Raw genomic sequence first — 21,352 nt, 5'->3', positions numbered from 1 at the left:
AGGGTGGACGGTACAGGCTCGTGCGCTCTGGTAGACTGCCGGCCTTTATTGCCCTGCCGAGTGTTGTTCGTGTCGAGTTTTCCTTTCTGCCGGCGTTGCCCATGATGAATCACGCCCCTAACGCCGTAGCTCGCCTGCGCGACCAACGCATTGATGAAGGGATCAGGCCGATCCAGGCCCGTGGCTGGCGCGCGCCCCGTTGCAGCGCCTGCCGAGTGATCGAGAGCCATTGCCTGTGCGCTTGGCGTCCGAGTGTCGAGACCCGCTCCGGGGTCTGCCTGATCATGACCAACAAGGAAGTGTTCAAACCGAGCAACACTGGTTGGCTGATTGCCGACGTCGTGCGCGACAATCACGCGTTCATCTGGTCGCGCACCGACGTCGACGAGCAACTGCTGGCGCTGCTGAACGATCCGCAATGGCAACCGTACCTGGTGTTTCCGGGCGAATACGTCGAGCCATCACGGGTGACCCATGCGGTTGATCTTGATCATTCCAAGCGCCCGCTGTTCATTCTGCTGGATGCGACCTGGACCGAGGCGCGGAAGATTTTTCGTAAAAGCCCGTATTTCGACCGACTGCCGATCCTGAGCCTGCTGCCTGACAGACTGTCGCGTTACCGCCTGCGCCGTTCGACCCGCAGCGAGCACCTGTGCACCGCCGAAGTGGCGGCATTGTGTCTGGAGCTGGCGGGGGACAGCGATGCTGCTTCGGCCCTGGACGCCTATTTCGATGTGTTCAGCCAGCATTACCTGGGCGCCAAGGGCCAGCAGGAGGTGAACGTCTCGACCCCGGCCCACGCCGAGTTGCAACCCTTTATCCGTACGCCGCAAGCAGTATTGGACCAATAGTGGCGCATACTCGACACTGTGATGGCTGTGCTGCTTGACCACCCCGGCTTCGCTGGGCATGCTTGGCGCCGACCGGGGCGCCGCCAATGTTTGAAACGCCGTGTTTGGCGTTGAATGTGCCCCTGTGGATGCCGCTGCATGGCGGTGTCTTGAGTTGTCTTGGCGAGGCGCGAATGCATCGGGCCTGCCATTAAAAACAGGATCATCTGAAAAATGGCCACATACGAAATCCTGATTGCCGATGACCATCCGCTCTTTCGCAGCGCGTTGCATCAGGCTGTGACCCTGGGCCTCGGCCCAGCTGTCCGGTTGACGGAGGTGGCCAGTATCGCGGAACTGGAGGTCCAGTTGACGGCGAAGGCCGATTGGGACCTGGTGCTGCTAGACCTGAACATGCCCGGTGCCTATGGTTTTTCAGGGCTGGTGCTGTTGCGGGGCCAATACCCGCAGATCCCCGTGGTCATGGTCTCGGCCCAGGAAGAAGCCTCGGTGATGGTCAAGGCCCGGGAGTTCGGCGCCAGCGGATTCATACCCAAGTCCAGTTCCCTTGAGATGATTCAGAAGGCCGTGAAGGCGGTCCTGGACGGCGATGTCTGTTGGCCGCCCCAGGCGTTCGAGGCGGTGAGCGTGTCCGAGGAAGCCAAGGCCGCCAGCGAGGGGCTGGCCAGTCTCACGCCGCAGCAGTTCCGGGTGTTGACCATGGTCTGCGAAGGCTTACTGAACAAACAGATTGCCTACGAACTGAACGTTTCGGAGGCCACCATCAAGGCTCACGTCACGGCGATCTTTCGTAAACTGAACGTGCGCACTCGGACCCAGGCGGCCTTGCTGCTGCAACAACTTGAGTCAATTTCACCGCAGGCTTAGTGTTCCGGTTCACGCTTTTTTGACCGGGTTTGAATTAGCTTCTCCACTCCTTTTCGATCAGTTGCCCACTCTATGTCACCTTTTAAAGGCCAGACCGGCCTGAAACGCATCCTCAACGCCTCCGGCTATTCCTTGGACGGGCTGCGTGCAGCTTTTGTCGGTGAAGCGGCTTTCCGTCAGTTGGTGTTGCTCAATGTCGTGTTGATTCCGTTGTCATTCTTCCTGAACGTCAGTCGTGTCGAGCAGGCGCTACTGATTGCCGTGTGCCTGTTGGCATTGATCGTGGAATTGCTCAACTCGGCGGTGGAGGCGGCCATCGACCGCATCTCCCTGGAACTGCACCCATTGTCAAAAAATGCCAAGGACATGGGCAGCGCGGCCCAGTTAGTCGCCCTGACGATGATCGCGTTGGTGTGGGGCGTGGTGCTGTTGTAACGGTTCAGGCAATGGTCGGCAGCACGATTTCGTCGCTGCGCTGGGCCCCGGCGGTGAAAGCCCGGCACAGCTCGAGGAATTCGCGCATGGCCGAGGTCTGGTACTTCTGTTTATGCCAGATGAAATAAAACTGCCGCGCCAGGTCCATGTCCGGGGTTTCCACTGCGACAAGGCTGCCCCGGCGGAAGGCGTCGCGCAGGGCCAGGCGTGAGATGCAGCCAATGCCCAGGCCGGATTCCACGGCGCGCTTGATGGCTTCGGTGTGTTCCAGCTCCAGGCGGATATTCAGCGCGCTACGGTGATGACGCATGGCCTGGTCGAAGGTCAGGCGTGTGCCGGAACCCTGTTCCCGTAGAATCCACGCCTCATGGGTCAGTTCCTCCATCGTCGCCTGGCCGCGCTTGGCCAGCGGGTGTTGAGGGGCGCAGAACACCACCAGTTCGTCCTCGACCCAGCTCTGCACCTCAATGTCCGGATGGCTGCAGTCACCTTCGATTAGACCCAGATCAATTTCATAGTGAGCAACCTGGTGCACGATATTGGCAGTGTTCTGCACGTGCAGCTTCACCTGGCTTTCTGGATGGCGCTGCATGAAACCGCCGATCAACAAGGTCGCCAGGTAATTGCCGATGGTCAGCGTTGCGCCGACCGCCAGTGAGCCGAAACCGGACTTGCCGTTGAGCAGGTCTTCGATTTCCTTGGCCTGGTCCAGCAGCGCCACTGCCTGGGGCAGCAGTTGTTTGCCCAGGGCATTGAGGCTCAGGCGCTTGCCGGCACGGTCGAACAATTGGCAGCTCGATTGCCGCTCCAGTTCGGTGATGGAGGTGCTGGCCGCCGACTGCGACAGATTGAGTTGGCCCGCAGCGCGAGACACGCTTTCCTGCTGGGCCACGGCGACGAAGACTTGAAGTTGACGGAGAGTAAATCGCATATCGATATAACCGATAACCCTTATCTTAATAATCCATTTAACAGATATTGTCGCCGCCATTAGAATGCGATGCAATTGCGCAGATTATCGGCGCAGGCATTATTCCCAGGAGTCCCCGTACATGAGCAACATGAACCACGAGCGTGTCCTCAGTGTTCATCACTGGAACGACACTCTGTTCAGCTTCAAGTGCACCCGCGATCCGGGCCTGCGCTTCGAGAACGGTCAGTTCGTGATGATCGGCCTGCAACAGCCCAATGGCCGCCCGCTTATGCGCGCTTACTCGATTGCCAGCCCGAACTGGGAAGAGCATCTCGAATTCTTCAGCATCAAGGTGCCTGATGGTCCGCTGACCTCCCAGTTGCAGCACCTGAAGGAAGGCGACGAGATCATCATCAGCAAGAAACCAACCGGCACCCTCGTGCTGGACGATCTCAAGCCTGGCAAGCATTTGTACCTGCTCAGCACCGGTACTGGCCTGGCGCCGTTCATGAGCGTCATCCAGGATCCGGAAACCTATGAGCGCTTCGAAAAAGTGATCCTGTGCCACGGCGTGCGTTACGTCAATGAAGTCGCTTACCGCGAGTTCATCACCGAACACTTGCCGCAGAACGAGTTCTTCGGCGAAGCGCTGCGTGAAAAGCTGATCTACTACCCGACCGTGACGCGCGAGCCGTTCGAGAACGAAGGCCGCCTGACCGACCTGATGCGCAGCGGCAAGCTGTTCCGCGACATCGGCCTGCCACCGATCAACCCGCAGGACGACCGCGCCATGTTGTGCGGCAGCCCGAGCATGCTCGACGAGACCAGCGAAGTGCTCAACAGCTTCGGCCTGACCGTTTCGCCGCGTATGCGCGAGCCGGGTGATTACCTGATCGAGCGGGCGTTTGTAGAGAAGTAAGCTGCAGTCTGTGGAGTGGCTGATGACCGCGACTCGGTCCAACAGTTGTCCACAAAAAAAGCCCGCGCCGCCTGAATAAGGCCGCGCGGGCTTTTTCGTTCCTGGCGATCACTGCTTAGCTGGAATCACTTCCAACACCCGGATCAACCCCGGCTGCGGGTAATGCCAGCGAACGTCCACATCCCAGAACTGCGCACCATATTCCCGCTCCGCTGTAGGAACCTGGTATGCCGGGCGTGGGTCTTGGGCCAGACATTGTTCGATCAGCGCCACCAAGGGCTCTGCCAGGCGCGTGGCGTGATCCTGGGCTTGTAGCAGGGCTGTGTCCGCCCATTGCACGGGGATGAGCTCAGGTGCTGCACTGGCGATGTTGTTGGACGCCGCGCCTATGATGTCGGCGTAAGGCACGTAGGGCTTGATGTCCAGCACCGGCGTGCCGTCCAGCAAGTCGATACCCGAGATCCACAGGCGCCCGGCTTCGACCCGCTCCAGCTTCACCACCGATTGGCCGATGCCATTGGGACGGTGGGTGGCGCGGGTGGCGAACACGCCCATGGACTTGTTACCACCCAGGCGCGGCGGCCTTACTTTCAACCGCGGCTTGTCTTCCAGGGCCTGGTGGAACAGGAACAGCAGCCAGACATGGCTGACCTGCTCCAACCCCTGCACCGCTTCGCCTTGATCGAACGGCGCCACCAGCTCCAGCACTCCGCGCGCGGCGGGGGCCAGTTGCGGTTGGCGGGGAATGGCGAACTTCTCCTTGAAACAGGAGCGGACGAAGCCGATGGGGGAGACGCTGTAGGTCATGGGTTGAAATCGAGGCGAGATGGAGAGGGCATGATAACGCGAGAGCTGAAATCGACACGGTCCTCTGTGGCGAGGGAGCTTGCTCCCGCTGGGCTGCGAAGCGGCCCCCTGGTGCTGTCTGACACACCGCGAGGGGCCGCTGCGCGTCCAGCGGGAGCAAGCTCCCTCGCCACAAAAGCCCCCAGGATTCAGCTGTCCTTCAACGTCAGCCGCGCACGCGCAGCGTCAGCCCCTTGAGGAAGTTGCGCAGCAACTGGTCGCCACATGGGCGGTAGTTGGTATGGCCGAACTTGCGGAACAGCGCGCTCAGTTCCGGCTTGGACACCGGGAACTCGGCGGCCTTGAGGATGGCGTGCATGTCGTCTTCCTTCAGCTCGAAGGCCACCCGCAGCTTCTTGAGGATGATGTTGTTGGTCACCGGGATTTCGATCGGTTGCGGCGGACGGCTTTCGTCCTTGCCGCGCTTGAAGATCACCAGGCCGTCGAGAAAGTGTGCCATGACGTCATCGGGGCAAAACACGAAGCCTTCTTCCTCGTCTTTCTTGAGGTAGCCCGCCAGGTCAGCCAGGGACACGTCCAGGCCGCCCAGCTTGATGATCTCGATGACTTTCTTGTCGCTGATGTCGAGCATGTAGCGCACGCTGCGCAATACGTCGTTGTGAACCATGTGTGCAATCCTGATCAATCGACAGTGGGCGCCCCAGCTCGGTGCGGCGCCGGAAAATTAGAATTTCTCTTTGGTAGCCAGGTAGCGCCACTGGCCCAGCGGCACCTTGCCGATGGACACGCCGCCGATGCGAATGCGGCGGATGGCGATCACCTTGAGGCCGACCGCCTGGCAGAACAGTGCAATCACACCCGGTTGCGGGTTTTTCATGGCAAAGCGCAAGCGGTTCTCGTTTTGCCAGCTGGCCTTGACCGCTGGCAGCTCCTTGCCCTTGTAGGTCAGTCCATGGTTCAAGCGATTGAGGCCATGGGCGACCATCTCGCCTTCGACTTCCACCACGTATTCCTGTTCGATCTTGGCGGCATCGGCGGTGAGTTTGCGCAGGATCTTCCAGTCCTGGGTAAACACCAGCAGCCCACTGGCATTGGCCTGCAGGTCGGCGCTGGCGGTCAGGCGCAGGAAGTGGCCCTTGAGCGGCCGCTTGCCGAAGCGGTGTTCCTCGCTCAGGGTCTGTGGCCCGAGGGAGGCCATCGCGGTGTCCACATCCATGCCCACCGGGGCGTTCAGCAGAAGAGTCACCGGTTCCGGCGCGGTGGCCTTGGCCTCGGGGTCGAGTTCAACTTTCTGGGTGGTGACCTTGAATTGCGGCTCGTCGATCACTTCGCCATCCACGGTGACCCAGCCGCCCTCGATGAACAGCTCAGCCTCCCGACGGGAACAGCCGACGAGTTCGATGAGGCGTTTGGAGAGACGAATCGGGTCAGTCATGACAGGGCCGTAACAAAAAGAGGGTGGGCATTGTACCTGCCTGGCGCCGGTTAATCGCGGGTCCATTTGCCTCATGCCGTTTTTAGCCGCGTCCAGCCTTCAGGTCGGGCTGCTTGTAGCGCATGTGCAACAGCGGGTAGGGTTGGTTCATGCCATCTTTCGCCGAGCGCCCGACCACTTCGAAGCCTTGCTTGAGGTAAAAGCCCAGGGCTTGCGGGTTCTGCTCGTTGACGTCCAGTTGATCGGCGTTCAGCTGTTCCATGGCGTAGTGCAGCAGTTGCTTGCCCAGGCCCTGGCCACGGTGTTGCGGGTCGATGAAGAGCATCTCGATCTTGCCGGCCGCGACGCCGGCGAAACCGGTGATCCGCTGGCGCGAGTCCCGGGTGCAAATGAGCATCACCGCATCCAGGTAACGGGTGAGCACCAGGTTTTTCAGCAGCTCGATGTAGCTGTCCGGCAGGAAGTCGTGGGTGGCTCGTACCGATGCCTCCCACACCTGGGTCAGTTCCTGGTAGTCGCTCGGTTTCGGTGTGTGGATGACCGAATGCTGACGCATGCCCGCCTGTTCCTTGTGCTGGATGTTCGGTGTTTCTCCATACGATAGCCGTAAAAAAGCCCCGCATCTTGTCGCAAGGGCAGGGCTTTTCAGTTTTTTCGAGGTGGCCGAGCAATGGCTGGAGGCACAGAACCTGTGGCGAGGGAGCTTGCTCCCGCTGGGCAGCGCAGCGGCCCCCGGTTTTTTGCGATTGCTGCGCAATCGAGCGGGAGCAAGCTCCCTCGCCACAAAAGCCGGCTCGGCTTGAGCCCAAGAAGCCTGGATCAACCGATCTGCTCAGCCCACAAATCGTACTCGTCGGCATCAGTCACCTTGCACCAGACTTTGTCGCCCGGCTTGAGGTTGCTGCCATTGTCGATGAAGACGTTGCCGTCGATTTCCGGGGCGTCGAAGAAGCAGCGGCCCACGGCGCCTTGTTCGTCCACTTCATCTACCAGCACTTCGATTTCACGGCCGATGCGCATTTGCAGGCGCGCCGAGCTGATGGCCTGTTGGTGCGCCATGAAGCGTTCCCAACGGTCCTGCTTGACGTCGTCCGGCACCACGTCCAGGTCCAGGTCGTTGGCCGGTGCGCCTTCGACGGGGGAATACTGGAAGCAGCCGACGCGGTCGAGCTGGGCTTCGGTCAGCCAGTCCAGCAGGTACTGGAAGTCTTCTTCGGTCTCGCCGGGAAAGCCGACGATGAAGGTCGAGCGGATGATCAGGTCCGGGCAGATTTCGCGCCAGTTCTTGATGCGGGCCAGGGTCTTGTCTTCGAAAGCCGGGCGCTTCATGGCCTTGAGGACTTTCGGGCTGGCGTGCTGGAACGGGATGTCCAGGTACGGCAGGATCTTGCCGGCGGCCATCAGCGGGATCAGTTCGTCGACATGCGGATACGGATAAACGTAATGCAGGCGGACCCAGACACCTAGGGTGCTGAGGGCTTCGCACAGTTCGGTCATGCGGGTTTTCACCGGCGCGCCGTTCCAGAAGCCGGTGCGGTATTTCACGTCGACGCCGTAGGCGCTGGTGTCCTGGGAAATCACCAGCAGCTCTTTGACGCCAGCCTTGACCAGGCGCTGGGCCTCGTCGAGCACATCGCCCACCGGACGGCTCACCAGTTTGCCGCGCATCGACGGGATGATGCAGAAGCTGCAACTGTGGTTGCAGCCTTCGGAAATCTTCAGGTAAGCGTAGTGGCGCGGGGTCAGCTTGATGCCTTGTGGCGGCACCAGGTCGATCAGCGGGTTATGGTCCTGGCGTGGCGGCACTGCGTCGTGCACGGCGTTGACCACCTGCTCGTACTGCTGCGGACCGGTCACGGCCAACACGCTCGGGTGCACACTGCGGATATTGCCTTCTTCCACGCCCATGCAGCCGGTGACGATGACCTTGCCGTTTTCCTTGATGGCTTCGCCGATCACTTCCAGGGATTCGGCCTTGGCCGAGTCGATGAAGCCGCAGGTGTTGACCACCACCACGTCGGCGTCCTGGTAGGTGGACACAACGTCATAGCCTTCCATGCGCAGTTGGGTCAGGATGCGCTCGGAGTCGACCAGAGCCTTCGGGCAACCCAGGGATACGAAGCCAACCTTCGGATTGGCGGGCGCGGTAGTGGTGGACATGTCTAACCTCGGTGTAGGGGGGATCGTCTCTTGCCGAGACAGGGCGCCTGGCGCGCCTCTGATCAAAAAGTGCGCAATTCTATCCATGGTCGACGCACTTGACCAGCTTTATACCGGGAAATACGACGAGTGCTGCGCTATGCTTCGCGCCTTTGCGTTTCTTCGGTTTTTACAGTCAATAAAACATCTGTAACGACATGTAAAAAACAGCGCATGCTGCATCACACAGCATAGTGCTTCGTTGAAGCAGACAGGTCTGGGCAATCAGGAGTGTTGGATGGGTCATGCAAGTAGTCAGGCGGCGGGTGCCGAGCATTCGGCAGCGAAGCCGGTGAGCATGCTGGTCGCGGCGGTCGGAGTGGTTTATGGCGACATCGGCACGAGCCCGTTGTACACCCTCAAGGAAGTGTTTTCCGGTGGCTATGGCGTGCCCGTCAATCACGACGGGGTGCTGGGGATTCTGTCACTGATTTTCTGGTCGCTGATCTGGGTTGTGTCGATCAAGTACATGATGTTCGTCCTGCGCGCCGACAACCAGGGCGAGGGCGGGATCATGGCGCTTACCGCCCTGGCGCGGCGGGCAGCGGCGGGACGGGCGAGGTTGCGCAAATTGCTGGTGGTCTGCGGCTTGATCGGGGCGGCGTTGTTCTACGGCGACAGCATGATCACGCCAGCGATTTCCGTGCTTTCGGCGATCGAAGGTGTTGGCCTGGCGTTCGAGGGCATCGATCATTGGGTCGTGCCACTGTCCTTGGTCGTGCTGGTAGGGCTCTTTATCATCCAGCGCCACGGTACTGCACGGATCGGCATCCTGTTCGGCCCGATCATGGTCACCTGGTTCCTGGTGCTCGGCGCCCTCGGTGTCTACGGCATCAGCCAACACCCGGAAGTGTTGCAGGCGTTGAACCCTGTCTGGGCCGTGCGTTTCTTCGTCGTCCATTCGGGCATGGGCGTGGCGATCCTCGGCGCCGTGGTGCTGGCGCTGACCGGTGCCGAAGCGTTGTACGCCGACATGGGCCACTTTGGCCGCAAGCCGATCGCTCGCGCCTGGTTCATCCTGGTGTTGCCGGCGCTGGTGCTCAACTATTTCGGTCAGGGTGCGTTGTTGCTGGGCGACCCGGAGGCGGCGCGCAACCCGTTCTATCTGCTGGCACCGAGCTGGGCGCTGATCCCGCTGGTGGGCCTGTCGACCCTGGCCACGGTGATCGCTTCGCAAGCGGTGATTTCCGGGGCGTTCTCCCTGACGCGCCAGGCGATCCAGCTCGGTTACATCCCGCGCATGTACATCCAGCACACCTCCAGCGCCGAGCAGGGCCAGATCTATATCGGTGCGGTGAACTGGTCGCTGATGGTCGGCGTGGTACTGCTGGTGCTGGGGTTCGAATCTTCCGGCGCGTTGGCTTCGGCCTATGGCGTGGCGGTGACCGGTACCATGCTGATGACCACGATCCTGGTGTCCGCCGTGATACTGCTGTTGTGGAAGTGGCCGCCGCTGCTGGCTGTTCCGTTGCTCCTCGGTTTCCTTTTGGTGGACGGCCTGTACTTCGCCGCCAACGTGCCGAAAATCATCCAGGGCGGTGCGTTCCCGGTCATCGCCGGTATTGCCTTGTTCGTGCTGATGACCACGTGGAAGCGCGGCAAACAATTGCTGGTGGAGCGCCTGGATGAAGGGGCGCTGCCTCTGCCGATCTTCATCAGCAGCATCCGCGTACAACCCCCTCATCGCGTCCAGGGCACCGCGGTATTCCTGACCGCGCGTTCGGACGCTGTGCCTCACGCCCTATTGCACAATCTATTGCACAACCAGGTGCTGCATGAGCAGGTGGTGCTGCTGACAGTGGTGTACGAAGACATTCCCCGGGTGCCGCCGCAGCGGCGTTTCGAGGTCGATGCCTATGGCGAAGGGTTCTTCCGGGTGATCCTGCACTTTGGTTTTACCGACGAGCCGGACGTCCCGCTGGCGCTCAAGCTCTGCCATTTGGATGACCTGGACTTCAGCCCGATGCGTACCACTTACTTCCTCAGCCGCGAAACGGTCATCGCGTCGAAACTCGAAGGCATGGCCCGCTGGCGCGAGGCGTTGTTCGCCTTCATGTTGAAGAACGCCAACGGCAATCTGCGCTTCTTCAATCTGCCGTTGAACCGGGTGATTGAACTGGGGACGCAGGTGGAGATGTAGCATCAGGAAAACAAAAGCCCTCGTTGCCTTGCGGCGGCGGGGGCTTTTTTGTAGGCGACACAAAAGCTGATGCCAAGGTAATGCTGTCCACTTAAGGCAATCGACAAGCCCGTGGCGAGGGAGCTTGCTCCCGCTGGGCCGCGAAGCGGCGCCAAAACCTGCCAAATGCGGGGAGTCAGGCACACCGCACCCGCCGGTTTTCGACTGCTTCGCAGTCGAGCGGGAGCAAGCTCCCTCGCCACGGGTCCATCATTTTTCTTGAATGAACGGTAATAGCTCCCATAGAGATGGGGCAGTCGAGCACAAAAAAGCCCCGGCAACCTTGAGGCTGCCGGGGCTTTTTGTCAGGCGTGTGTCGACTTACTGTTCGGCGACCTTGTTCTGCCGCTCGTTGATCTCATCGATCAAGCGCTTGGCCAGGGCCGGGTAGTTTTCGTCGAAGTGATGGCCGCCGGGCAGCTTGATGGCTTCACCCACGGCAGTCTTGTCGGTGCAGCCGCTTTCGTCGGCTTCTTCACCGCCGTAGATGCACACCACTTTCTCGGCTGGCAGCTTGGCCATTTCCGGGCCGGTGGCGGCTTCGGTGCCGGCGTTGCCGAGCCAGCCTTCGACTTCGATCTCGAAGCTGCCGGTGCGGGCGAAAGCCAGCAGGATGATCGCATCGACCCGCTGTTGTTCGGTGGCTGGCAGGCGATTGTAGATGGCTGGCAACACGTCGGCACCGAAGGAGTAGCCGGTCAGGATGAAGCGCTTGGTGCCCCAGACCTGACGGTAGTGCTGCATCAGTTCGGTCAGATCCGCCGCGCTTTGCTCCGGGCTCTTGTGCTGCCAGTAGTAGCGCAGGGTGTCGATACCGACCACTGGGTAGCCAATCTTGGCCATTTCATCGGCCACGTCGCGGTCCAGGTCACGCCAGCCGCCGTCTCCGGAGAGAAACAGGGTCACGGTATCCCGCGTCTGGCTGGCTGGGACTTCCACCACCGGGATGCTCAGGCCGCCCTTGGCCTTGTCGGTGCCGACCAGGATCTTGCGCAGTTCGTTGTTCAGGACTTGTGGCAGATTGATGTCGTAGTCGCTGATGCTGGTCTCGGCATTCGACTGATCGCGTACGAAGCCGGCGCTGGTGTCGTCGGGATTATCGTTCCAGGCCACCAGCCAGTGGCCGTGGGCTGCGCTTTTGGGCAGCAAGTGTGTGCAGCCGGGTTTTTCCAGGGCCAGGTCCACCGACACGGCCTTGGCCTTGTCATCCTTCTGCTCGGCCAGCCAGCGCCAGGCCAGCACAGCGCCAGGGCCGATGCCGCTGACCAGCGTGGCTGGCCCTTGGAGCTGCCGCAGACCCGTCTGCAGGGCGCGACCTTGCAACAGGCAGTCCTTGGGCAGGATCACCTGGACGATCTGTGCCGAGCCGCTGCGGCTGAGGGTCGTCAACTGCGTGTCGCTGAGCTTCTGGTCTTCATTGACCGCCACCAGCACCTGGGCGCGCGGCTTGGTGCCGGGGATGACCCGAGTCATCGCGACGCCATCGGTGGGCGCCAGTTGTTCCAGGGTCGGTTGCGGGGCCGGGCGGTTCCAGTACCAGTAACCACCACCGAGAATCACCGCCAGCACCAGCAGGGCGGCCACTACGTATCGCCAGGAGCGTTGCATCATCAGCGTTTCACCAATCCAGTCAGGCCGCCTGCAATCAGGGCGGCGGTATCAGCCAGCGCCACCAGCGGATCGAGTCCGGCGGGCACGGCCATGTAGCGAGGTTCCCAGTCAGGCTGGAATTTGTCTTTGAAGCGGCGCAGCCCCTGGAAGTTATAGAGCTGCTCGCCACGGCGGAACACCATCGAACCCAGGCGTTGGGTCAATGGTGCGCCGCGACGCGGTTGCAGGCCTGACAGCGGGACCATGCCGAGGCTGAAGCGGGCGTAGTCATGATTTTTATAATGCTGGATGAGACCGACCATCATGAATTCCATGGTCAGTTTCGGGGCCTCGGGGTGGGCGCGCATCAGGTCGAGGCTGGCCAGTTCGTGGCTGTGGGTTTCCAGCAGGTTGGCGAACGCCACCGGCCGGCCCTCGAAACGAATCACGGCGATGCGGAAATGCTTGAGGTAGTCATCACTGAAACGGCCCAGGGAGAAACCTTTCTCACGCACGTTCTTGCCGGTCAGCCAGGCATCTGAAATGACCTTGAGCTCATCCATCGGCGCCTGGCCCGGTTCGTGGATCTCCAGCGACAGGCCGTCACGGGTGCCGCGGTTCCAGGTGTAGCGCAAATCCTTCATCTCTTTGCCCTTGGCTTCGAGATCGAAACGCTTGAGGTCGACCCGTGCTTCCTCGCCCAGCTTGATGGCTGTCAGGCCGATGTCCATGTAGTACGGCAGGTTCTCGGCACGTACCTGATAGAACACGGGGCGGGCGTGGTGGATGTCACACAGGTCGCGGAACTGCCAGATCATTTCAGCCCGTTGCTGGGTAGGACCGATCGGATCGTACAACGCCACCAGGCTGCGACCACGGCGGGCATACATCAGGAACGCTTCGTCGTTGGGGTGAAACAGCAAGGCCTTGTCGCCGGTCAGGGCCAGTCCGCCATCAGGTTGCGAGGAGGTCATGAGAATCGTCTTGGCCCGCTCCAGTTCTTCTGTCGTCGGCAAATGGATCACCGGTCGTGCGGTGCGCAGCAACCAGGTCAGGGACACCACCACCAGCAACACCGCGGCCCCCAGCAGGGAGCGCAGGCCGCGAGGGGCGTCGGCATCAAGCGTGAACTGCCACCAGAGTTGATGGCTGTAGGGCACATCCTGGTAAGCAAACAGCAGCAGCCAGATCGACGCGCCCAGCACGCAGATACTGGCGATCAGGAACAGTGGGGAAAAGGGCAGTTCAGTCAGGCGGCTGGGACGATAAAAGGAACGCCGGAACACCGCCAGCAGGGCGGCCGTCAGGGTCAGTAACGTGGCTTCTTCCCAGTCGAAGCCCTTGAGCAGCGAGAGCAGGGCGCCCACCAGGAGCAAGACCGTGGTCAGCATCCAGGCGGCTGACAGGCGACGGCGCAAGCCTTGGGCGAGCAACAGGCACAACACGCCCACCAGGCTGGCGCCGAAGTGCGAAGCGTCGACCAGTCGATGAGGGATCAGGAAGCCGATGTGCTCCAGGCGGGTGTCGATTTCCGGTGTCACCCCGGAAAACAGCAGCACCACGCCCGAAAGAAACACCAGCACCGCCAGGATCGGCGCAGCGAAACCCGATGCCGCCCGCAGGCTCTGGCGCGTCTGGAACAGCCGTTGCGCTTCGTTGATCAGCAACAGTACGCAGGCCACCAGCATCGGCAACAGCACATAGATCAAGCGATACAGCAACAGCGCGGCGGCCAGTGGCGCGGCCCCGAGTTTGTCGGCGAACGCGGCCAGCAGGATCGCTTCGAACACGCCGACACCGCCCGGTACATGGCTGAGCACCCCGGCAGCCAACGCCAGCAGGTACACCAGCAGGAAGGCGCCAAACGGCGGCGCTTCGGGCAGCAACAGATACAACACGGTGGCGGCGGCGGCGACATCCAGCGCGGTGATCACCAGTTGCAGGAAGGTCAGGCGTCGGCCCGGCAGGCGCAGTGTGCGGCGCCCGGCTTTTACCAGCAGGCTGTCACGATGAGGCTGTTCCGGCAGGCGTCTGCGGTAAATGCCGATGGCCAACACGCTGGTGAGCAGCAGCACCGCCACGGAAATGGCCCCCAGCAAAGTCGCAGGCAGGTGCAGCGCGGCGGACGCGGCGGGCAGGTTGCTGAGCGTCGCCAGGGCCGCCAACGGCGGCAACGCGCAGCCCAGGGACAGGCTGGCGAACAGCGTCATGTGGGCGACATCCGAGGCCCCCAGGCCATGACGCGCGTACAGACGGTAGCGAACAGAGCCGCCCGACAGCAGTGACAGGCCAATGGCATTGCCGATGGCGAACGCGGTGAACCCACCCAGGACCATGGTTTGTGGCGGCAGTGTCACCCCGGCATAACGGCTGGCGGACCATTCGTAGCCCAAAAGAATGATGAAGCCGGCTACCGTGGCGGCGATCGCGCCCAGCAGGGCCGGTCGTGGCACTTCCAGAATTGAATCGTGCAGGGCGTAAAGATCGAGCTCGCTCAGCAAGTGGCGACAGGCAATCAAGGCAATCGCAAACAGTAGCAACGTGACCGCGAGACCAATAGGCTGACGGTATTGACTGATCCGATCCAGCCAGCGCAATCGTTCGGCTTTGATCGGTTGTGTTGCAGTAACAGGGTCTTGCGGGTCAGACGAGTGGGCGCGCATCAATCACCTCTTGAGCTATGCGCGACAGGATGGGGGTATCCAGCCAAGTTACCAATCCCCGCGAAGGAAAATAATTACAAAATATTTGTAATGTAGAGCTTTTTCTGCCAGGCACAAAAAAGGCCACTCTTTCGAGCAGCCTTTCTTGATGTTTGGTTGCGGGAGCCGGATTTGAACCGACGACCTTCGGGTTATGAGCCCGACGAGCTACCAGACTGCTCCATCCCGCGTCTGTGTGGCGGCATTCTACAGGCGAACGCCCGAGTGTCAACCGTTAAAAGGTAATGGGCTCAAATAAACGCTCGATCCGCCCTTGTCTTCCTAAATACTCGGAATTTAAAGGAAATTGTCCTACAACTGTTGCATGCAGGCGGCGACTCTCTGACCAGGCAGTCAAAAATGGACACGCACAAAAAAGGCCACTCTTTCGAGTAGCCTTTCTTGATGTTTGGTTGCGGGAGCCGGATTTGAACCGACGACCTTCGGGTTATGAGCCCGACGAGCTACCAGACTGCTCCATCCCGCGTCTGTGTGGCGGCATTCTACAGAGGATCGCGCTGCTGTCAACCCTGGCCTTACAAAAAACTGTTCCGCTTCAAGCGGTTAGCCTTGGAGAAAGGCATTGTGACAGCGCTGTGACGCAGGCCCGGCAAGGGCTGAGCTCTATTGGAGGCTTGGTTGCGATTGATGAAGTAAATTTGTGTGGGCACTTTCGGCTCTCAACGAAGGATCTTTCAAACTACTGGTGCTATATACAGGTGTCGGTGCGATACTGGTGGCCCGATTCGTCGCATACTCTGCTTCTTTATTTATGACGCAACGTAAGATCATTCATGTCGACTGTGACTGTTTCTATGCCGCTATCGAAATGCGCGATGACCCGCGGCTGGCCGGCAAGCCCTTGGCGGTGGGAGGCTCGGCGGATCGGCGGGGCGTGATTGCCACCTGTAACTACGAAGCGCGGGCCTATGGGGTGCGCTCGGCCATGTCCTCCGGCCACGCCTTGAAGCTTTGCCCGGACCTCACCATCGTCAAGCCACGAATGGATGCCTATCGGGAAGCGTCGAAGGAAATTCATACGATTTTCAGCGATTACACTGACCTGATCGAGCCGCTGTCGCTGGACGAGGCCTACCTGGACGTCTCCGCCAGCGCCCATTTCGGTGGCAGCGCCACGCGCATCGCCCAGGACATTCGCCGGCGGGTTTCCAACCAGTTGCACATCACGGTGTCGGCAGGCGTCGCGCCGAACAAGTTCCTGGCCAAGATCGCCAGCGACTGGAAGAAGCCCAACGGGTTGTTCGTCATCACCCCCGACCAAGTCGAGGATTTTGTCTCGGCCCTGCCGGTCAGCAAGCTTCACGGTGTTGGAAAGGTCACCGCCGATAAGCTGAACCGGCTTGGCATCGTCGATTGCCTGCAGTTGCGCCAATGGGACAAGTTGGCGCTGGTGCGCGAATTCGGCAGTTTCGGTGAGCGGCTCTGGAGCCTGGCTCGTGGGATCGATGAGCGGCTGGTGCACAACGACAGCCGACGGCAGTCCATCAGTGTGGAAAATACTTACGATGTAGACCTGCCTGACCTGGTGAGTTGCCTCGACAAACTGCCGGAACTGATGGAAGCCCTCAGCGGACGCATGGCGCGGATCGACAGCAGTTATCGACCGGGCAAGCCGTTCGTCAAAGTGAAATTCCACGACTTCACCCAGACCACACTGGAACAGGCCGGGGCAGGGCGGGACCTGGGCAGCTACCAGTTGCTGTTGACCCAGGCGTTCAACCGGGGCGGCAAGCCGGTGCGGTTATTGGGGATCGGGGTGCGGCTGGAGGATTTGCGCGGTGGGTTTGAGCAGTTGGAGTTGTTTGAGCGGTGAGGCTGTCGGTTGGCTGAATTCCTTGCCTTGCCTTGCCTTGCTCTTGTGGCGAGGGAGCTTGCTCCCGCTGGGCTGCGAAGCGGCCCTTGAATCTGCCGCCTCGGTGTGTCAGGTTCATTGAGTCAACCGCTATTGGGTCTGCTGCGCAGCCCAGCGGGAGCAAGCTCCCTCGCCACAAGAGAGGTTGACCAATCCAAGCTGGACTCAGTTGGCGCCTGGATCCGCCACCAACCGCCCACCATCCTTGGTCAGTGCTTTCAAAAACTCGGTTTGCAACTCCGGATCATTGCGGGTCAGTTCGATCAGGCTCTGTTCCAGTTCGCTGGCCTCTTCTTCAAGCCCCAGCTCCGACAGGCGCTTGACTCGATGCACCCATTGGCTCACCTCGTCATCTTCCAGGTCGTCGTAGATCAACGCGTGGGCTTCCAGCAGCTTGCTGCGCAGGGTGCTGCTGATGCTCAGGGATGAATCGGTGTGCACTTCGTCCTGGGCATCCGTCACGCTGATCTGCAATTTGCCGAATTGGCTCAGGTCCTGCTCGGCGAACGGGCTTTCCAGCAGGTTCAGGCGCAGCACGCCGTTACGGTCGGTGCTCAGCTCGAAGGTTTGCCGGGCGGCCTTGACCTCCACCGGGCGTTCGCTCCAAGGCAGGCTCGAGTGTTCCGTACGCTTGTCGCGCTGGACTTCGTCGATGCCCGCCAGGTTCTGCTGGGCGCGGCCATGGGAGGGGACGTTCATGAACGGGTTGAGCCCGGCGAAGCCATAGCTGATCCAGTCACGGGTCGCCGAGTCCGGCAGGTTGCCAAGGGCGAACACATTGACCACGTTCGCACCGACGCCGGCCACCACGGCCACCGCGCCCAGGGGAATCTCGTAGATCTCCCGCCAGGGTTGGTACGGCGTGTAGCGATCGTAATGACGAGTGACCTCGAACTCGGTGACTTCGAAGGTCTTCTGCTCATTGATGCGCACCCGACGCTGCGGCAGGTCGAGCACCTTGGGTTCGCCCACGTCGATTAGCAGGCTGTGGTCGAGCAATTTGCGCTCGATCCGCTCTTCGTGCTCGCTGCGTTGCGACATTTGGTTGGCACAGCCGCTGACCAGCAGGGCGCCGCACAGGGCGGCGCCACCGAGGCCTAAGGTGTTTCGCTTGAACATGACGTCTCTATCTGGTGTCAGCGGCGGATACGGGCCTGGAGGAACGACAGCACGTCGGCGACCGGCAGCGCTTGCGGCTCGGCTTCGGTGCGGCTCTTGTATTCCAGGTTGCCTTCGGCCAGGCCACGGTCACTGACGACGATCCGGTGGGGGATGCCGATCAGTTCCATGTCCGCGAACTTGATGCCGGGGCTGGTTTTCTTGTCGCGGTCGTCCAGCAGCACTTCAAAGCCGGCGGCCGTCAGTTCGGCGTAGAGCTTGTCGGTGGCTTCGCGCACCAGGTCGGTTTCATAGCGCAGCGGCACCAGGGCAATCTGGAAAGGCGCCAGCGTGTCGCTCCAGATGATGCCTTTCTCGTCGTTGTTCTGCTCGATGGCGGCAGCCACCACGCGGGAAACACCGATGCCGTAGCAACCCATTTCCAGGGTGACCGGCTTGCCGTTCTCGCCCAGTACTTCGCACTTCATCGCCTTGCTGTACTTGTTGCCCAGCTGGAAGATGTGCCCGACTTCGATACCGCGCTTGATTTCCAGGGTGCCCTTGCCGTCCGGGCTCGGGTCGCCGGCCACGACGTTGCGCAGGTCCGCGATGGTAGGAACCGGCAGGTCGCGTTCCCAGTTCACGCCGAAGTAGTGTTTGTCGTCGATGTTGGCGCCGATGGCGAAGTCGCTCATCAATGCCACCGAACGGTCGATGATGATCGGCAGTGGCAGGTTCAATGGGCCGAGGGAGCCGGCGCCGGCGCCAATGGCGTCGCGCAGATCGGCTTCGGTGGCCATGACCAGCGGGCTGGCGACGCCTGGCTGGTTGGCGGCCTTGATTTCGTTCAGCTCGTGGTCGCCACGGACGATCAGGGCAATCAGCTTGCCTTCCTCTTCGGCCCGCACGATCAGGGTCTTGATGGTGCGTTCAATTGGCAGGTCGTAGCCTTCCACCAGTTGGGCAATGGTCTTGGCGTTCGGCGTGTCCACCAGGCGCAGCTCTTCGGTCGGCGCGGCGCGGGAGGTTTCCCGTGGCACGGCTTCGGCTTTCTCGATGTTGGCGGCGTAGTCGGAGCCATTGCTGAAGACGATGTCGTCTTCGCCGGACTCGGCCAGTACGTGGAACTCGTGGGAGCCGGCACCGCCGATGGAGCCGTTGTCGGCTTCAACCGGACGGAATTTCAGGCCCAGGCGGGTGAATACGTTGCAATATGCCTGGTGCATGCGGTCGTAGGTGACTTGCAGCGAGGCCAGGTCGGTATGGAACGAGTAGGCGTCCTTCATGATGAATTCGCGACCGCGCATCAGGCCGAAGCGTGGACGGATTTCGTCACGGAATTTGGTCTGGATCTGATACAGGTTGATCGGCAGTTGCTTGTAGCTGCTCAACTCGTTGCGCATCAGGTCGGTGATCACTTCTTCGTGAGTCGGGCCTGCACAGAAGTCGCGACCGTGACGGTCTTTGATGCGCAGCAGCTCAGGGCCGTATTCTTCCCAGCGCCCCGATTCCTGCCACAGCTCGGCCGGTTGGGTGCCCGGCATCAACACTTCCAGGGAGCCGGCAGCGTCCATCTCTTCGCGAACGATGGCTTCAACCTTGCGCATGACCCGCAGGCCCATTGGCAGCCAGGTGTACAGGCCCGAGGCGAGTTTGCGGATCATGCCGGCACGCAGCATCAACTGATGGCTGATCACGACGGCGTCGGAAGGCGTTTCTTTCTGTGTGGCGAGCAAATATTGACTGGTGCGCATGGTTGGCCGTTGTCGGTTGCTGATGACGAGAAGTGACGGGGCATTGTACGGGCGAGATGCCCTGGCGTACAGGCGCGTGGCCGGTCGCCCGATGCGAACGCCGGTTTCCCCGGCGTTTTCTGACGTTTCCTACGACTCTTCCGCAGGTCGGGTAGGCGTCGGTTCGGCGGTGGGCGTCGAGCCCTGGCGACGGTTCTCCTGGAACCAGTGCAAGGCGATCAGCAGCAGGGTCGGAACGCCCAGCAACGCGGTGATCAGGAAGAAATTGTGATAGCCGAACTTCTCCACCATCACCCCTGAATAACCACCGATCAGGCGCGGCAGCAACAGCATGATCGAGCTGAGCAGGGCGTATTGGGTGGCGGAGAATTTCAGGTTGGTCAGGCTCGACAGGTAGGCGACGAACGCCGAAGTGGCCAGGCCGGAGCTGAAGTTGTCCAGGGAGATAGTGACAATCAGCATCTTCAGGTTGGCGCCCATGTCGGTGAGCATCAGGAAGAGGATGTTGGTGCCCGCCGAGGCGACACCGCCGATGAACAGGATGGGCAGGATGCCGAAACGTACGATCAGCAGGCCGCCCATGCCGGCGCCGACGAGGGTCATGATCAGCCCGAAAATTTTGCTGACGCTGGCGATCTGGTCCTTGGTGAACCCTTGGTCGATGTAGAACACGTTGGCCATGACACCCATGACGGTGTCAGACATGCGATAGGTTGCGATCAGTCCGAGCAGCAGCAGGGCCTGCCAGCGGTAACGCAGAATGAAATCGTTTACCGGCGTCAGCACCGGCGCTAATCCGCGGCGGCCCACGGCCGACAGGCACAGGGCGGTCAGGATGATATAGAGGATGGCCCGCAGGAACGCGCGGTCTTCGAGCAGCAGGTCAAGCAGGCTGACGCCCTCGAACAGCACGCTGGCGAAGTCGGTGTTGTAGAGCTGGGTGAACATCGCCGGGACAGACACCAGCAGCACGATCAGTACGAACACCGACGCCAGTTGATGGGCGAACGAGTAGCGTCCGGCCTGCAGTTGGGTGCGCAGAGGCACCGGCGGTTCGCGCATGAACAGCGAGGTAAGCAACGCCGGGACCATCAATACGCCGAACAGCAGGTAAGTGCCGGCCCAGGCCGAGTGTTTGTAGCTGAAGCCAGTGGAGCCAAACCCTTCGGCGAAAAACAGCGCGCCAGCAGTGGCCAGCAGTGCCGCGATGCGGTAGCCGGACATGTAGCTGGCGGCGAGGGCGGCCTGGCGGGTGTCGTCGGCGATCTCCAGGCGATAGGCGTCGACGGCGATGTCCTGCGTTGCAGAGGCGAAGGCCACGATGACGGCGATGGCGATCAACCATGACAGGTGTTTCTGTGGGTCGCAGAACCCCATGCCGATCAGGCCGAGGATTACCAGGCCTTGGGAGAGCACCAGCCATGAACGCCGACGCCCGAGTTTACCCAGCAACGGCAGGCGCCATTGGTCGAGCAGCGGCGACCAGACCCATTTAAAGGCATACGCCAGGCCGATCAGGCTCGCGTAGCCGATGGTTTCGCGGGCCACACCGGCTTCGCGCAACCAGACCGAAAGTGTGGAAAACACTAGCATGTACGGCAAGCCGGCGGCGAAGCCAAGCAGCAACAGCACGAGCGTCGAGGGACTGGCATAGGCGGCGAGGGCGGCGCGCCAGGTTTTACGGGGCATGGGCTGGAGTCTGCCTCAAAAATTGCGAAAACAAAGCGCGC

17 protein-coding genes and 2 tRNA genes are annotated in these 21,352 nt (G+C 61.1%); 6 read left to right on the top strand and 13 right to left on the bottom strand.

The window, feature by feature from the left end:
- Positions 1–104: 104 nt before the first annotated feature.
- The 3 genes from BLT00_RS12420 to BLT00_RS12410 all read left to right on the top strand — a co-directional run bounded on the left by BLT00_RS12420 (position 105) and on the right by BLT00_RS12410 (position 2,153).
- Positions 105–851, top strand: coding sequence for a tRNA-uridine aminocarboxypropyltransferase (locus tag BLT00_RS12420; RefSeq protein ID WP_092144306.1), 747 nt, complete (start codon positions 105–107; stop codon positions 849–851).
- 213 nt (positions 852–1,064) lie between these two features.
- Positions 1,065–1,718 carry a response regulator transcription factor ErdR gene (gene erdR, locus BLT00_RS12415; protein WP_003198362.1) on the top strand — a complete coding sequence of 218 codons (654 nt, stop codon included), beginning with the start codon at positions 1,065–1,067 and terminating at the stop codon, positions 1,716–1,718.
- Positions 1,719–1,790: 72 nt separating this feature from the next.
- On the top strand, positions 1,791–2,153 hold the full coding sequence (locus tag BLT00_RS12410; protein WP_063322710.1) for a diacylglycerol kinase: 363 nt from the start codon (positions 1,791–1,793) through the stop codon (positions 2,151–2,153).
- Between the two features lie 4 nt (positions 2,154–2,157).
- Here the strand turns inward: BLT00_RS12410 and BLT00_RS12405 are convergent, their stop codons facing one another.
- Entirely contained in the window at positions 2,158–3,084 is a 927-nt protein-coding gene (locus tag BLT00_RS12405; RefSeq protein WP_063322709.1) for a LysR family transcriptional regulator, read from the bottom strand.
- Between the two features lie 121 nt (positions 3,085–3,205).
- On the opposite strand from BLT00_RS12405, the gene fpr reads away from it, so the two are divergent.
- Positions 3,206–3,985 carry a ferredoxin-NADP reductase gene (gene fpr / locus BLT00_RS12400; protein ID WP_003198368.1) on the top strand — a complete coding sequence of 260 codons (780 nt, stop codon included), beginning with the start codon at positions 3,206–3,208 and terminating at the stop codon, positions 3,983–3,985.
- 108 nt (positions 3,986–4,093) lie between these two features.
- On the opposite strand, the gene tsaA is transcribed toward fpr, so the two are convergent.
- From tsaA to rimO, 5 genes are all read right to left on the bottom strand, one after another.
- Positions 4,094–4,792, bottom strand: coding sequence for a tRNA (N6-threonylcarbamoyladenosine(37)-N6)-methyltransferase TrmO (tsaA, locus tag BLT00_RS12395; protein ID WP_092144137.1), 699 nt, complete (start codon positions 4,790–4,792; stop codon positions 4,094–4,096).
- 205 nt (positions 4,793–4,997) lie between these two features.
- On the bottom strand, positions 4,998–5,459 hold the full coding sequence (locus BLT00_RS12390; protein WP_092144139.1) for a YehS family protein: 462 nt from the start codon (positions 5,457–5,459) through the stop codon (positions 4,998–5,000).
- Positions 5,460–5,516: 57 nt separating this feature from the next.
- Positions 5,517–6,227, bottom strand: coding sequence for an rRNA pseudouridine synthase (locus tag BLT00_RS12385; RefSeq protein WP_092144141.1), 711 nt, complete (start codon positions 6,225–6,227; stop codon positions 5,517–5,519).
- Between the two features lie 82 nt (positions 6,228–6,309).
- Positions 6,310–6,783: a GNAT family N-acetyltransferase gene (locus BLT00_RS12380; RefSeq protein ID WP_063322705.1), complete on the bottom strand. Its 474-nt coding sequence runs from the start codon at positions 6,781–6,783 to the stop codon at positions 6,310–6,312.
- A gap of 263 nt (positions 6,784–7,046) precedes the next feature.
- Positions 7,047–8,387 (bottom strand): 30S ribosomal protein S12 methylthiotransferase RimO, encoded by a 1,341-nt coding sequence (gene rimO / locus BLT00_RS12370; protein ID WP_092144143.1) that lies wholly within the window; start codon positions 8,385–8,387, stop codon positions 7,047–7,049.
- A 337-nt stretch (positions 8,388–8,724) separates the two neighbouring features.
- Here rimO and BLT00_RS12360 point away from each other — a divergent pair, with 337 nt between their 5' ends.
- Entirely contained in the window at positions 8,725–10,566 is a 1,842-nt protein-coding gene (locus BLT00_RS12360) for a potassium transporter Kup (RefSeq protein ID WP_371856941.1), read from the top strand.
- A gap of 360 nt (positions 10,567–10,926) precedes the next feature.
- Here the strand turns inward: BLT00_RS12360 and BLT00_RS12355 are convergent, their stop codons facing one another.
- From BLT00_RS12355 to BLT00_RS12340, 4 genes are all read right to left on the bottom strand, one after another.
- Entirely contained in the window at positions 10,927–12,216 is a 1,290-nt protein-coding gene (locus BLT00_RS12355) for a virulence factor family protein (RefSeq protein ID WP_092144149.1), read from the bottom strand.
- Entirely contained in the window at positions 12,216–14,858 is a 2,643-nt protein-coding gene (gene mprF, locus BLT00_RS12350) for a bifunctional lysylphosphatidylglycerol flippase/synthetase MprF (protein ID WP_092144151.1), read from the bottom strand. Before mprF ends, BLT00_RS12355 begins: the two co-directional genes overlap by 1 nt.
- A 153-nt stretch (positions 14,859–15,011) precedes the next feature.
- A tRNA-Met gene (locus tag BLT00_RS12345) sits at positions 15,012–15,088 on the bottom strand.
- A 219-nt stretch (positions 15,089–15,307) separates the two neighbouring features.
- Positions 15,308–15,384: transfer RNA gene (locus BLT00_RS12340), tRNA-Met, on the bottom strand.
- Between the two features lie 285 nt (positions 15,385–15,669).
- Here BLT00_RS12340 and dinB point away from each other — a divergent pair.
- Entirely contained in the window at positions 15,670–16,731 is a 1,062-nt protein-coding gene (gene dinB, locus BLT00_RS12335; protein ID WP_092144154.1) for a DNA polymerase IV, read from the top strand.
- Between the two features lie 204 nt (positions 16,732–16,935).
- Here the strand turns inward: dinB and BLT00_RS12330 are convergent, their stop codons facing one another.
- The 3 genes from BLT00_RS12330 to BLT00_RS12320 all read right to left on the bottom strand — a co-directional run bounded on the left by BLT00_RS12330 (position 16,936) and on the right by BLT00_RS12320 (position 21,311).
- A complete protein-coding gene (locus tag BLT00_RS12330; RefSeq protein ID WP_092144156.1) occupies positions 16,936–17,889 on the bottom strand; it encodes a hypothetical protein in 954 nt (317 codons plus the stop codon).
- Positions 17,890–17,906: 17 nt separating this feature from the next.
- Positions 17,907–19,622 carry a proline--tRNA ligase gene (locus tag BLT00_RS12325; protein WP_092144158.1) on the bottom strand — a complete coding sequence of 572 codons (1,716 nt, stop codon included), beginning with the start codon at positions 19,620–19,622 and terminating at the stop codon, positions 17,907–17,909.
- A 129-nt stretch (positions 19,623–19,751) separates the two neighbouring features.
- Positions 19,752–21,311 (bottom strand): AmpG family muropeptide MFS transporter, encoded by a 1,560-nt coding sequence (locus BLT00_RS12320; RefSeq protein WP_092144160.1) that lies wholly within the window; start codon positions 21,309–21,311, stop codon positions 19,752–19,754.
- Positions 21,312–21,352 lie beyond the last annotated feature (41 nt).

This window comes from Pseudomonas sp. NFACC51, from assembly GCF_900103575.1.
In the GTDB taxonomy this organism is placed as follows: Bacteria; Pseudomonadota; Gammaproteobacteria; order Pseudomonadales; family Pseudomonadaceae; genus Aquipseudomonas; species Aquipseudomonas fluorescens_Q.
Note: the sequence above shows the minus strand (reverse complement) of the source record. Positions and strands in the feature narration are given on the sequence as shown.